This is a genomic window from Agrococcus baldri, from assembly GCA_900114805.1.
Classification (GTDB): domain Bacteria; phylum Actinomycetota; class Actinomycetes; order Actinomycetales; family Microbacteriaceae; genus Agrococcus; species Agrococcus baldri.
This window is the reverse complement of record FOZN01000001.1, coordinates 637,205-650,537: the sequence shown is the minus strand read 5'-3', so window position 1 is coordinate 650,537 and position 13,333 is coordinate 637,205. Positions and strand designations below refer to the sequence as shown.

General features: G+C 71.7%; 12 protein-coding genes. 6 read left to right on the top strand and 6 right to left on the bottom strand.

Annotation, left to right across the window (positions count from 1 at the left end; translation table 11 throughout):
* Positions 1-11: 11 nt before the first annotated feature.
* A complete protein-coding gene (locus BM288_RS03085) occupies positions 12-1,040 on the bottom strand; it encodes a Bax inhibitor-1/YccA family protein (protein WP_092915717.1) in 1,029 nt (342 codons plus the stop codon).
* A 93-nt stretch (positions 1,041-1,133) separates the two neighbouring features.
* Here BM288_RS03085 and BM288_RS03080 point away from each other — a divergent pair, with 93 nt between their 5' ends.
* The 4 genes from BM288_RS03080 (at position 1,134) to BM288_RS03065 (ending at position 6,767) form a co-directional block, all read left to right on the top strand.
* Positions 1,134-2,168 (top strand): glycerophosphodiester phosphodiesterase family protein, encoded by a 1,035-nt coding sequence (locus BM288_RS03080; protein ID WP_092915715.1) that lies wholly within the window; start codon positions 1,134-1,136, stop codon positions 2,166-2,168.
* A gap of 76 nt (positions 2,169-2,244) precedes the next feature.
* Positions 2,245-4,632 carry an ATP-dependent helicase gene (locus tag BM288_RS03075; protein WP_092915713.1) on the top strand — a complete coding sequence of 796 codons (2,388 nt, stop codon included), beginning with the start codon at positions 2,245-2,247 and terminating at the stop codon, positions 4,630-4,632.
* A gap of 66 nt (positions 4,633-4,698) precedes the next feature.
* Positions 4,699-5,154, top strand: coding sequence for an LpqB family beta-propeller domain-containing protein (locus tag BM288_RS03070; RefSeq protein WP_092915711.1), 456 nt, complete (start codon positions 4,699-4,701; stop codon positions 5,152-5,154).
* Positions 5,151-6,767 carry a DUF5671 domain-containing protein gene (locus tag BM288_RS03065; protein WP_092915709.1) on the top strand — a complete coding sequence of 539 codons (1,617 nt, stop codon included), beginning with the start codon at positions 5,151-5,153 and terminating at the stop codon, positions 6,765-6,767. The genes BM288_RS03070 and BM288_RS03065 overlap by 4 nt, the downstream gene beginning before the upstream one ends.
* A gap of 15 nt (positions 6,768-6,782) precedes the next feature.
* Here the strand turns inward: BM288_RS03065 and BM288_RS03060 are convergent, their stop codons facing one another.
* The 5 genes from BM288_RS03060 to BM288_RS03040 form a co-directional block, all read right to left on the bottom strand.
* Positions 6,783-6,971 (bottom strand): hypothetical protein, encoded by a 189-nt coding sequence (locus BM288_RS03060; protein ID WP_092915707.1) that lies wholly within the window; start codon positions 6,969-6,971, stop codon positions 6,783-6,785.
* A 20-nt stretch (positions 6,972-6,991) separates the two neighbouring features.
* Positions 6,992-7,372: a VOC family protein gene (locus BM288_RS03055; protein WP_092915705.1), complete on the bottom strand. Its 381-nt coding sequence runs from the start codon at positions 7,370-7,372 to the stop codon at positions 6,992-6,994.
* A gap of 225 nt (positions 7,373-7,597) precedes the next feature.
* Complete coding sequence (locus tag BM288_RS03050; RefSeq protein WP_092915703.1) at positions 7,598-9,268, bottom strand: tripartite tricarboxylate transporter permease; 1,671 nt, start codon at positions 9,266-9,268, stop codon at positions 7,598-7,600.
* Positions 9,268-9,813, bottom strand: a complete 546-nt coding sequence (locus BM288_RS03045; RefSeq protein ID WP_092915701.1) for a tripartite tricarboxylate transporter TctB family protein — start codon at positions 9,811-9,813, stop codon at positions 9,268-9,270. The genes BM288_RS03050 and BM288_RS03045 overlap by 1 nt, the downstream gene beginning before the upstream one ends.
* Positions 9,810-10,856, bottom strand: coding sequence for a Bug family tripartite tricarboxylate transporter substrate binding protein (locus BM288_RS03040; RefSeq protein WP_092915699.1), 1,047 nt, complete (start codon positions 10,854-10,856; stop codon positions 9,810-9,812). Before BM288_RS03040 ends, BM288_RS03045 begins: the two co-directional genes overlap by 4 nt.
* A gap of 160 nt (positions 10,857-11,016) precedes the next feature.
* Here BM288_RS03040 and BM288_RS03035 point away from each other — a divergent pair, with 160 nt between their 5' ends.
* Both BM288_RS03035 and BM288_RS03030 read left to right on the top strand, forming a co-directional pair.
* Positions 11,017-12,612, top strand: coding sequence for an ATP-binding protein (locus BM288_RS03035; RefSeq protein WP_092915697.1), 1,596 nt, complete (start codon positions 11,017-11,019; stop codon positions 12,610-12,612).
* Entirely contained in the window at positions 12,609-13,298 is a 690-nt protein-coding gene (locus BM288_RS03030) for a response regulator (protein ID WP_318255299.1), read from the top strand. Before BM288_RS03035 ends, BM288_RS03030 begins: the two co-directional genes overlap by 4 nt.
* Positions 13,299-13,333 lie beyond the last annotated feature (35 nt).

The following is a 13,333-nucleotide window of genomic DNA, read 5'->3' as shown; positions in this document are numbered from 1 at the left end:
CAGTCGAGCTGCTAGTTGTTGCCGCGCAGGATCGCGATGATGCGCAGGATCTCGACGTAGAGCCAGATGATCGTCAGCACCAGGCCGAACGCCGCCGACCAGCCGTACTTCTTGTGCACGCCGCGCTTGACGCCCATCTCGATGCCCTCGAAGTCCATCACGAGGGAGTAGGCGCCGAGCAGCACCGCGAGGCCGCCGAGCAGCACGCCCCACGGGATGCCGAACAGCGGGCTGGGCGCGGAGCGCATGCCGAAGGCGAGGTCGGTCGCGCCGAAGAGCATCATGCCGAAGTTGACCAGCGAGAACAGTCCGTAGCCGATGATGGCGATGAAGAAGATCTTGTTCAGCTTCGGCGAGGTGCGGAAGACGCGGAAGACGTAGCCCGCGAGGGTCACGCCGATCACGCACGCGGTCGCGAGCAGCGCCTGGAAGATGATGCCGTCGAGCTGCATGCCGAACTCGAGCATGCCCGAGAAGCCACCGAGGAAGAGGCCCTGTGCCGCGGCGTAGCTGAGGATGAGCGCGGGGCTCGGCTCCTTCTTGAAGATGTTGACGAGGGCGAGCACGAAGCCGACCAACGCACCGCCGTAGGTCAGCACGAAGAAGGGCATCGAGGTGCCGCCCAGCCAGAGCATCGCGAGTGTGATCACGAAGCCGACCGCCGTCACGCCGAGCGTGAGCACCGTCTTCATGATCACGCCGTCGTACGTCAGCCGCTCGGTCTCGACCGGGCCGGCCGCGGGCGCGTTGAACTGCTGGTTCAGCTGCTCAGGGGTCGGTACGCCGGGCTGCTGGCCGTACGGTGTGCCGCCGTACTGCTGCGGCTGCCCATACTGCTGCTGGCCGTAGGGGGCCTGGCCATAGGGGGCCTGGCCATGCGGAGCCTGCCCGTACGGGGCCTGGCCATAGGGAGCCTGCTGCCCACCGGGCGTCGCCTGCGCGGCGCGCTGGGAGTTCTCGGTGAACGCGGGCGAGTTGCGGAACGCCGGGTTGCCTGCCAAGGGAGTTGCTCCTTCAGAAAGAATCGCGGCCGCCACCATGGGCGGACTGCGCTCAGACTACCGACAGATCCCCGGTTTTCGCTGTGGATGCGGGTCGTTCGCTGACGGCGTGCCGACGGATAGCCTGGCGCCGTGGACACCACGCGCGTGATCGCCCACCGCGGCGCCTCCGGTTGGGCTCCCGAGCACACCGAGACGGCCGTGCGCCTCGCCGCGCAGCTCGGTGCCGACGCCGTCGAGCCCGACCTGGTCGCGAGCCGCGACGGCGTGCTCGTCGTGCGGCACGACAACGAGCTGGGCGAGACGACCGACATCGCGAGCCGCCCCGAGTTCGCCGATCGCCGGCGCACGCAGACGATCGACGGCACCGAGCTCACCGGCTGGTTCGTCGAGGACTTCACGTGGTCCGAGCTCGCCACCCTCCGCACGCGCGAGCGCCTGCCGCAGCTGCGCCCCGCGAGCGCCCGCCGCGACGGCGCAGACCCCATCCTGCGCTTCACTGACCTGCTCGCCATCGCCGACGAGACCGGCCTCGACGTGGTCGCCGAGCTCAAGCACCCCAGCCATCACGCCGCGATCGGCCTCCCGCTCGATGCGATGCTGGCGGATGCGCTGGCGCGCACCCGCTGGATCGCACCGGGAGCGCTGACGGTCGAGTCCTTCGAGGAGAGCGCGCTGCACCAGGTGCGCGCGCTCGGCGTCGACGCCCGCCTGGTCTACCTGATGGAAGCCGACGGAACGGCACCCGACCTGCGCCTTGCCGACGATGCGGCCGGGCCCGACGCATCCGCCCCCACCTACGCCGCCCCCACCTGCGCCGCCCCCACCTACGCCGGTCCCACCTACGCCGAGCAGCGCACCGACACCGCGCTCGCGCGGCTGGCCCGGCGGGTCGACGCCATCAGCGTCGCGAAGTCCGTGCTGTTCGAGCCCGGCAGCGGCGGCCTGCGCACGAGCGACCTGGTCGAGCGGGCGCGCGCGGCAGGGCTGGGCACCATCACCTGGACGCTGCGGCCCGAGAACGCCTTCCTGGAGCCCGCGCACCGGCTCGGCGAGCACCCGGCCGCATGGGGCGACTGGCAGCGCGAGTGGATGCTGCTGGCAGAGCTCGGGCTGGAGGCGGTGTTCGTCGACCACCCCGAGCTGTGGCGGCGGATCGAGCGGTAGCGGAGCGGTCACGAGCGCCTCCACCGGCGCCCTCGGCCGACCGCGCGTGTGCGCGCTCGCCTAGAATCGAACCCATATGAACGATCTGTGGGGGTTGCACGATGACGGCTTCGGGGACGTCGCGAGGCCGAGCCCGATCGGCCCCCGCGGCGACGGCATCCCCGAGCATCTGCTCGCCGGGCTGAACCGGCCGCAGCGCGAGGCCGTCGAGCACCGCGGTCCCGCGCTCCTGATCGTCGCCGGTGCCGGCTCGGGCAAGACACGCGTGCTCACGCATCGGGTCGCCGGCCTGCTCGCCACCCGCGAGGCGTGGTCGAGCCAGATCCTCGCGATCACCTTCACGAACAAGGCTGCGGCCGAGATGCGCGAGCGCGTCGAGCACCTCGTGGGGGAGGAGGCGCGCGGCATGTGGATCCGCACGTTCCACTCCGCGTGCGTGCGCATCCTGCGGCGCGAGGCCGAGGAGTTCGGCTTCAAGGAGTCGTTCACGATCTACGACTCCGGCGACGTGCGCGCGCTCATCAAGCGGCTCATCAAGCAGCGCGGCGCCGACATCCAGGGCCTCACCCCCGGCAGCGTCTCGGCCCGCATCTCGAAGCTGAAGAACGAACTGCACGACGTCGACTCGTGGGCGCGCACCGTCAGCCTCGAGAACCCGCTCGATGCCGCCTTCCTCGAGCTCTGGCGCGACTACGACGCCGAGCTGCGGCGTGCCAATGCCTTCGACTTCGACGACCTCATCTCGCAGACCGTCTTCCTGCTGCGCGCCTTCCCGAGGGTGGCGGCGCAGTACCGCAAGCGCTTCCGCCACATCCTGGTCGACGAGTACCAGGACACCAACGCCGCCCAGTACGCCCTCATCCGCGAGCTCACGAAGCCGGTCACGCGTGCCGAGCTGCCCGAGCTTCGCGGCGACCTGCCGGGCGCCTCCTTGACGGTCGTGGGCGACTCGGATCAGTCGATCTACGCCTTCCGGGGTGCCGACATCCGCAACATCACCGACTTCGAGCGCGACTTCCACGATGCGCGCGTCATCATGCTCGAGCAGAACTACCGCTCGACCCAGAACATCCTCTCGGCCGCCAACGCCGTGATCGGCAACAACTTCGACCGGCGCGCGAAGAACCTCTGGACCGACTCCGGCGACGGCGCGAAGATCATCGGCTTCACCGGCTACTCCGGCCACGACGAGGCGCAGTTCGTCGCCGACGAGATCGTCGAGCTCACCAGCGGCGGCAGCATGTCCTACAGCGACGTCGCGGTCTTCTATCGCACGAACGCGCAGACCAGGGCGCTCGAAGAGGTGCTCATCCGCACCGCCATCCCGTACAAGGTGATCGGCGGCACGAAGTTCTACGAGCGGGCCGAGATCAAGGATGCGATGGCGTACCTGATCACGGTGGCCAATCCCGACGACGCGCTCAGCCTGCGCCGCATCATGAACGTGCCCAAGCGCGGCATCGGCCCCGCCACCGAGGCGGCGCTGCAGGCGCACGCCGACGAGCACCGGATCTCGCTGCGGGATGCGATGCGTCGCGTCGACGAGATCGCTCTCGGCCCGAAGGTCGCTGCGGCGATCAAGGACCTCGCAGCGCTGCTCGACGAGTTCAGCGCCCGGCCCGAGGCAGACCCCGGCGAGGTGCTGCGCGAGCTGATGAGCCGCTCGGGCTACACCGATCAGCTGCGGCGCTCGCCCGACCCGCAGGACGCGGCGCGGCTCGAGAACGTCGAGGAGCTCGTCGCGGTGACGCGCGAGTTCCGGCGGCAGAACCCGGCGGCCACCCTGCTCGACTTCCTCACCGAGACCTCGCTGGTCGCTGCCGCGGACGAGCTCGACGACTCCGGCGGGCAGGTCTCGCTGATGACGCTGCACACGGCGAAGGGGCTCGAGTTCGACGCTGTCTTCATCACCGGCATCGAGGAGGAGCTGCTGCCGCACCGCATGGCGGCGCAGGAGCCCGGCGGCGAGGCCGAGGAGCGGCGCCTGTTCTATGTCGGCATCACGCGCGCCCGGCAGCGGCTGCACCTCTCGCTCGCCATGACGCGGGCGCAGTTCGGCGAGGTCAACCCGGCGGCGCCGAGCCGCTACCTCGAGGAGATCCCAGCGGGTCTGATCGATTGGCGCACGCCGCCGTCGACCATGCGGGCGCCATCGGGGCAGCGCGCCGTGGGGCGGTGGCGCGACGAGCCGCGCGAGTCGTTCGTGACCGGGTACCGCGACAGCCCCAAGCCGTTGCCGAAGGCTCCGAAGAAGGAGTTCGCCAACATGATCACCGAGGTGCGCGACAACAGCGCCATGGTGCTCGAGCCCGGCGACCGCATCCGCCACAAGGACTTCGGGGAGGGCCGCGTGCAGGCGGTGACCGGCCTCGACAAGAAGCGGGTCGCCGAGGTGCTCTTCGACGGCGCCGGCCGCAAGCGGCTGCTGATCAAGATCGCGCCCATCGAGAAGCTGAGCCCCTAAGCGCGCTCGCGCACGCGCAGCAGCCCCGAGACTGGCGCACCGGTCGGTTCGGGGCCACAATGAGCCATGGACACCGCTTCCGGAAGACCCGACCGCACCGTGCTGGTCGCGATCGTCGCCGTGGTGGCGCTCGTCGTCGTCGCCCTGGTCGTGGTGTTCACGCGCGGCGGTGCGGCGCCGATCGACGAGGCCGCCCCCGCTGGCGTCGTGCAGCGCTACACCGAAGCCGTCATCGCCGGCGACGAGGAGGCCGCGCGCGCCTACCTGGTCCAGGAAGTGCGGGACGACTGCGAGCGGATCGAGGCCGGCATGCTCGACGAGATGCGCGTGACGCTGACGTCGACCACGGAGCGCGAAGACACCGCCGACGTCGACGTCTCGATCGTCACGACCAGCGGCGGGCTGCTCGGTCCCTCGGAGTATCGCGAGGACGCGAGCTTCGACCTGGTGCGTGAGGGCTCGGACTGGGTGATCGCGACGACCCCCTGGCAGTTCACCATCTGCACGCAAGCGGCGCCGTGAGCGCCGTCCAGGCTCCGGTGGCGCCGGCGCCCCGCAGTGCGCAGGGCACGGTGCGGCGGCTGATCGTCTACAGCATTCTGTTCGTGCTGGTGGTGATCGCCGCGACGGGCATCAGCGGCCTCATCGGACGGCTGCTCGAGACGCGGCCCCAGTTCGCCGAGGGCGCGGGCGGGCTGGCGCTCTCGCTCGCCTTCTCACTCATCGCCGGCCCACTCGCGGTGGTGCTCTGGTGGTTCCTGTGGCGACGGCTCGACGGCCCGGACCGCTCGTCGGTGGCCTGGGGCCTCTACCTCAGCGCCATCGCGGTCGTCTCGCTCGTCACCTTCACCACCGCGCTGCTGGGGACGGCGGCCGACCTGGTCAGGGGCACCTGGTCGCCCGAAGCGCTCGCGACCGGCATCAGCTGGCTCGTCGTCTGGGTGCTGCACCGCATGATGTGGGGCAACGACCGCAAGGGGCCGCTGCGCCTGACCGCCGTGCCGCTCGTGCTCGGCGCCGCCTACGGGCTCGTGGTCGCGGTCACCGGGGCGGTGCGCACGCTGGAGCCGGTGTTCGGCGAAGCGCTGCTGCCCGCGGATGCGCAGATCGGCTCGCGCTGGTGGTCGAGCGCGCTGCAGGCGCTCGTGTGGGCGGTCGGCGGCGCCGCCATCTGGTGGTGGCACTGGGTGCGGGAGCGCGCGCGCATGCTGCGGGACGGCTTCGCCGCTGTCGTGCTCGTGATCGTCGGCGTGCTCGGCGCGGCTGCCGTCACGCTGGGCGGGCTCGGCGCCTCCCTGTTCGTCGCGCTGCGCGCCGCGTTCGACCGGAGCGACCCGTGGCCCGTGCTGCTCGACCCCCTGCCCCTCGCCGTCGCGGCGGCCTCGGTGGGCGGGATCGTCTGGCTCTACCACGGCCGGATCGCGCAGCAGCGCTCCGATGCGGTCCGCAGCGCCGCGCGCCTCGTGGAGGCGGGCATCGGGCTGATTGCCGCGGCCTCCGGCATCGGTGTCGTCGTCAACGCCCTGCTCGCCTCGCTCACCGCACCGCTGGCCGGCGATGATGCGCGCACGCTGCTGCTGGGCGGCATCGCCGCGATCGTCGTGGGCGCGCCGATCTGGTGGGTCGCGTGGCAGCCGCTGCGGGTCGCGGCGGATGCGGGCACGACGGGTCGACGGGTCTACCTGGTCGCGGTGTTCGGCGTGAGCGCCGTGGTCGCGATCGTCGCGCTGCTCGTCGTCGGCTACCGGATCTTCGAGTTCGTGCTGGACGGCGGCGGAGGGGGACTGATCGAGCGCATCAGGGCGCCGTTCGGCCTGCTGCTCGCGACCGCGCTGGTCGCGGCGTACCACTTCGCCATCTGGAGGCGCGACCGCGGGACGGCACCGCCGAGCGCTCGCGCACGCATGATCGATCGCGTCATCCTCGTCAGCGCGGGTGAGGCCGGAGCGCTCGCCGAGGCGATCGAGTCGGCCACGGGCGCATCCGTCACCCGTTGGACGCGCGCCGGTGATGAGGCGGCCGCTGCTGCCGCGCCCGCGACCGTGGTCGAGGCGCTCGCGGGCGTGACCGGGCGGCGCGTGCTGGTCGTGGCCGGGCCCGGCGACCGGGTCGAGGTCATCCCGCTCGCCGAGTGAGCGGTCGCGCGAGGGCTACAGCCCCGGCGTCACGAGCAGCACCATCGCCACGAGCGTGACCGCGCCCACCAGCCAGATGACCGGCTGCAGGCGACGCCGCATCGTGCGCGGCGGCCGCTCGTCGTCGAAGCGCTCGAAGTACGGGTCGAGCTCCGCCGGGATGCGGTCGTGCTCTCGTGCTCGCTCGTCCCGCTGCTCCTGCATGCTCACCAGCCTGGCACAGCTCAGGTCTGCGCGCTGTAGTCCGGCAGCTCCTGCAGCGTCCAGCGATTGCCGTCCGGGTCGGCGAAGGTGACGAAGCGGCCCCACGACTGCTCGTCGACCTCGCTCGCGCCGACGCCGTTCGCGAGCAGCTCGGCACGCGCGGCGTCGGCGTCGTCGATCACCAGCTGCACGTTGTGCAGGCTGCCCGGCTCGCCCTCCAGCAGCCCCTCGCCGAACGCGATCGAGCAGGCCGAGCCCGGCGGCGTGACCTGCACGAATCGCAGCTCGGGGGAGACTCTGCGGTCGTGGTCGACGTGCCAGCCCAGCTGCTGCTCGTAGAACGCCTTCGCCCGGTCGGTGTCGCTCACCGGCACGAAGATCAGCTCGATGCGGTAGTCCATGCTCGCTCCCATCGTGGTGCGCGGTCGCCGTCGGCCGCGTCGTGCCCGACGCTACGCCGGGCCGCCCACGCGCGCGCGGGGGCTGAGACCGGAGGTCCTTTCGGGCCTTCGGTGCGACTCCAGTGCCGGCGCCCGTCTCGGGCGCCGGGCCCCGCAGACGACGGATGCCGCCCCGGGTGTCCGGGACGGCATCCGTCGTGTGGCCTCGATGCGGCCATCGTGGCATCAGCGGGACGGCGCCGGATCGTCGGGGTCGTCGTCCTCGCCGTCGCGCCGCACCCGCGGCAGCGCGGTGGTGGAGAGCCGGCCGCGGTCGAGCTCGGGGTGCGGCTCGTGCGACTCGATGTCCTCATCCAGCGCGCTGATGGCGACCGTGTCGACCGCCGGCAGGGATGCCTCGTAGCGCGCGCGGCGGCGCTTGAGCCACAGCGACAGGGCGATGATGACCACCATCAGGCCGTAGGCGATCCACGAGAACGGGCTGTGCACGAGGTAGGCGGGGTCCCCCTGCGAGATCTGCATGGCCTTGCGCAGCTGCTCCTCGGCCATCGGCCCCAGGATCGCGCCCACCACCAGCGGCGCGACCGGGAAGCCGAGCCGCCGCATGAAGAAGCCCAGCACACCCAGCACCAGCAGCACGCCGATGTCGAAGGTGGTGAAGTTCGCCGCGTAGGCGCCCAGCCCCGCGAACACCAGGATGCCCGCGTACAGGTAGGGGCGGGGGATCTGCAGCAGCTTCACCCACATGCCCACCAGCGGCAGGTTGAGCACCAGCAGCATCGCGTTGCCGATGAACAGCGAGGCGATGAGCGCCCACACGAGCACCGGCTGCGTCTCGAACAGTCGCGGCCCGGGCGCGATGCCGTAGGTCTGGAACGCGCTCAGGATGATCGCGGCCGTCGCCGAGGTGGGGATGCCGAGCGTCAGCAGCGGCACCAGCACACCCGCAGCCGCGGCGTTGTTCGCCGCCTCCGGCCCCGCGACGCCCTCGATGGCGCCCTTGCCGAACTGCTTGCGGTACTCCGGCTTCGCGAGGCTGCGCTCGGAGGCGTACGACAGGAAGGTGGCGACGTCGGCACCGCCAGCGGGGATCGAGCCGATCGGGAAGCCGATCGCCGCGCCACGCAGCCACGGCTTCCACGAGCGCGCCCAGTCGCTGCGGCGCATCCAGGTGCGCCAGCCGCGCGTGATCGGGATGATCGGCAGCTCGCCGCCGCGCAGCCGCGAGCCCACGTAGAGGGCCTCGCCGAGCGCGAAGAGGCCGACCGCGACCAGCACCACGTCGATGCCGTCGCCGAGCTGCGGGATGCCGAGCGTGAAGCGCGTCTGCCCGGTGAGCGTGTCGACGCCGATCAGGCCGATGAACAGGCCGATCGAGAGCGAGACCATGCCGCGCCAGGCGCTGTCGCCCAGCAGGGCGCCGACCGTCAGGAACGCGATCACCATCAGGGCGAAGTAGTCGGATGGGCCGAGGCTGACCGCGAAGCGGGCGACGGTGGGTGCCAGCAGCGTGAGCAGCACGGTGGCGATCGTGCCGGCCACGAAGGAGCCGATGGCGGCGGTGGCGAGGGCGGCGGCGCCGCGGCCGGCGCGGGCCATCTTGTTGCCCTCGAGCGCCGTGACGATGGACGCGGATTCGCCGGGTGTGTTCAGCAGGATCGAGGTTGTCGAGCCGCCGTACATGCCGCCGTAGTAGATGCCGGCGAAGACGATGAACGCCGCGGTCGGCTCGAGCGCGTAGGTGATCGGCAGCAGCAGCGCCACCGTCATCGCCGGGCCGATGCCGGGCAGCACGCCGACGGCGGTGCCCAGCAGCACGCCGAGCAGCGCGTAGAGCAGGTAGATGGGCTGGAGCGCGGTGGCGAAGCCGTCGAGCAGCAGGGACCAGGTGTCCATCAGAGGCCGATCCAGGAGGTGAGGGTGCCGGTGACGGGCATCGAGAGCCCGAGCAGCGTGCCGAAGAGGAACTGGGTCACGGCGCCGAGGCCGAGGCCGATGAGCGCAGAGACCCACCAGCGCTTCGCGCCCAGCGCCAGCGAGGCGCCCGTGAACAGCACGACCACGCCGAGCGGCCATCCCAGCCACGGGATCGTGATGATGAGCGAGAGGAACGCGAGCACGACGATGCCCGTCGAGCCCCACGAGGTGCCGTGCTCGAGGTCGACGTCCTCGCCGGCCTCGGAGGCGCCGAAGTGGCCGCGCAGCTGCTGGATGAGCACGGCGAGCGAGCTGAGCAGCAGCAGGCCGCCGACGACGTAGGGCACCACGCGTGCGCCGAGGGTGCCCGTCGAGCCGGGCGGCTCGCGGATGGTGGTGGTCGCGATCAGCACGGCGACCGACAGCACCACCAGGAGCCCGACGAAGACCATCGCCTCGATGCGGGCGGCGCGCGCCCGGGCCGACGCAGCCTGCGAGGCTGCGTCGGCCGGGGCGGTGCTCATTCGATCAGGCCGATCGTGCGCAGGGTCTCCTGGGTGAGCGTGATCTCGTCCGTCACGAACGAGTCGAACTCGTCACCGGCCATGAACGCATCCGTCCAGCCGTTGGTGGCGAGCAGCTCGGTCCAGGCCTCCTGCTCGTGCAGCTGCGTCACCAGGTCGATGAGGGCCTGGCGCTCCTCGTCGGAGATGCCGCCCGGGGCGATGACGCCGCGCCAGTTGGTGAGCGTCACGTCGATGCCCTCGTCCTGGATCGTCGGTGCGTCGGGCAGCAGCTCGGCGGGCTCGGCGCTCGAGACGGCCAGCGCGCGCAGGTCGCCCGAGAGCACCGACTCCGAGAACTCGCCCACGCCGGAGATGCCGGCCTGAACGGTGCCGCCGAGCAGCATCGTCAGCGCCTCGCCGCCACCGGAGTTGGCGATGTAGTTGAGCGTGTTGGGCACCTCTTCGGGCGCGACGCCCGCCTCGGTCAGCAGCAGGCCGGCGAGGATGTGGTCGATGCCGCCGGCCGAGCCGCCCGTGACGGCGACGCCCTTGCCCTCGGCGACGATCGCGTCGACGAGGTCCTGCAGCGTCTCGAACTCCGAGTCGGCGGGCACGACGATGACGAGCGGCTCCTCGGTGAGGGCAGCGATCGGCGTGGTGTCCTCGACGCGGTTGTCGGAGGCGTTGGTCTCCACCGCGCCGATCATCACGGAGCCCGTGATCATGAGCGTGTTCGGGTTGGTCTCGGTGGCGAGGCTCGCCAGGCCGACGGTGCCGCCGGCGCCGCCGATGTTCGTGACCGGGGCGCTGCCGACCAGGTCGGAGTCGGTCAGCACCTGGCCGATGGCGCGAGCGGTGGCGTCCCAGCCGCCGCCCGGGTCGGCCGGGGCGATGACGTTGACGGCGTCGATCGCGGCCGGAGCCGCCTCGCCGTCGGGGGCGTCAGAGCCGGCCGGTGCGCCGCTCGACGAGCAGGCGGCCAGCGTGAGGGCGGCGACGCCCGCGATGCCGATGCGGGCGATGGACTGCAGACGCGTGCTGCGCGTGGTGCGTGGGTGCATGGATCGCACTTCTCCTCCTTGAGCGCCCGGCACCATGCCGGGTCGCGATCACCGGCGACGCTAACTCGAACGAGACCGGCAGGTGCCGTTGTGGTCGATTCGGCCGTTTCGGTCGTTCTGGTCAGTGATCGGTCGGCCGCGCGCCGCCTAGCATTGAGGCATGCGACGGGGGATGACGCTGCGCACGCAGCTGGTGGTGCTGCAGAGCGCCATCATGCTCGTCGTCATCGTCGCCTCCGGCATCGCCGCCGCTTGGCTGCAGGAGCGCTCGCTGCGCGACGCCTACCTCGACCGGATGATCGGCGTCGCCTACTCGGTCGCGCAGCTGCCCACCGTGATCGACGCGTTCGACGACCGCTTCCCCTCCGAGGTCATCCAGCCGATCGCCGAGACCGTCAGGGAGGCATCCGACGTCACCTACGTCGTCGTCTCCGATCGGGGCGGCGTGCGCTTCTCGCACCCGAACGTCGAGCGCATCGGCGAGGTGGTCTCGACACCGCCGAACGCGGTGCTCACGGGCGAGCTGTTCGTCGACACGCAGACCGGCACGCTCGGCGAGTCCTGGCGCGCGAAGGTGCCGGTCTTCGGCCGCGACGGCGAGATCATCGGCCAGGTCTCCGTCGGCATCCTCGAGTCGGAGCTGCAGGCCGACTGGCTGAACAACATCTGGATCCTGGCGCTGTTCCTGGTGGTCGCCGCGGTCGTCGGCGTCGTGCTCGCCAGCTGGGCGGCCTCGCTCGTGCGCCGCCGCATCTACGGACTCGAGCCCGACGAGATCAAGTCGATGCTCGAGACCCGCAACGCCACGCTGCACGGCATCGGCGAGGGCCTCGTGGTGCTCGACGAGCGCGGCGCGATCGTGCTCTGCAACGATGCTGCGCTGCGGCTGCTGGGGCGCGAGGGCGATGACCTCGCCGGTGTGCCTGTGGCCGACGTGGTCGACGCTCGGATGGACGCGCTGCTGAACGACGCGGGCGAGCAGCAGCTGGTCCTCGCGGGCGAGCGCATGCTGGTGGTGCGCGCCGACCCGGTGGTCGTCGACGGCCGCGCGGTCGGCACCGTGCTCATCCTGCGCGACCGCACCGAGCTCGACGCGGCGCTGCGCGACCTCGCCGGCGCGCAGGGCATGACCGAGACGCTGCGCGCGCAGCAGCATGAGTTCGCCAACACCCTGCACACGCTCGGCGGGCTGCTCGAGCTGGGCGAGACCGACGCCGCGATGGCCGTGATCGAGCGCGCGGGCGCCGGGGGTGCGCTCGCGGCGCTCGAGCCGGCGTCGGGCATCCTCGAGCTCGAGGTGGCGGCACTGCTGCTGGCGAAGCGGGCGCAGGCGCGCGAGCACGGCGTCGAGCTGCTGGTGGCCCCGGATGCGTCACTGCGGCCCGCGCCGTCGCTCTCGGTCGCGGGCGACTGGCTGACGGTGCTGGGCAACCTGGTCGACAACGCGGTCGACGCCTCGCCCGCCGGACGCATCGAGGTGTCGATCGACGACGCCGACACCGACGCCGGCCGGGTCGTGACGATCGTGGTCGACGACGACGGGCCGGGTGTGCCGCGCTCGCAGCGCGAGTCGATCTTCGCCGTCGAGGTCTCCAGCAAGCAGCGCTCCGGCGGCCTCGTGCGCGGCTACGGGCTCACGCTCGTGCGCCGCGTCGCGCAGCGCCTGGGCGGCTCGGCCGTCGTCGAGGACTCTCCGCTCGGCGGCGCGCGCTTCGTCGCGCGGCTGCCGGTGGTGCCGAGCGAGGTGCTCGCGTGAGGCCGCTGCGCGTGCTCATCGTCGAGGACGACAAGGCCGTCGCGCTCGTCACCCGCGGCTTCGTCGAGCGGCACGGAGCGTTCGCGGTGGTGGGCGAGGCCGGCACGGGTCGCGATGCCCTGGAGGCGATCGAGGCCGTGCGGCCCGATCTCGTGCTGCTCGATGTGCACCTGCCCGACGCATCCGGCATCGAGGTGCTGCGCGTCGCACGGGCGCGCGGGTTCTCGGGCGAGGTGGTGGCAGTCACCGCCGCCCGCGACCTCGAGACGGTGCGAGCGGCACGCTCGTTCGGCGTGCGCCACTACCTGGTGAAGCCCTTCGGCATGGAGGCGATGCGCGAACGGCTCGAGTCGATCCGCGCCGAGCTCGTGCAGGCGCAGAGCCTCTCGACGCAGCCGCTCGACCAGCGGGCGGTCGACGCCATGCTGCAACCGAGCGAGCGGCCGGGGGGCGAGCGGCAGAAGCCGCCGTCCGCGGGATCGCAGCTCACGCTCGACCGTGTCGCAGCACTGCTGGAGACGGCCGACGGCAGCGTCAGCGCCACGGATGTGGGACAGGAGCTCGGCATGTCGCGAGTGAGCGCCCGTCGCTACCTCGAGCGGCTCGTCGTCGACGGCCGCGTGGAGGTCTCGCCGCGCTACGGCGGCACGGGCAGGCCGGAGCTGCGCTACAGCGCTCGGCGTTGAGTCTGCCGGATGCCTCGGTGTGCACCCGGGCGTAC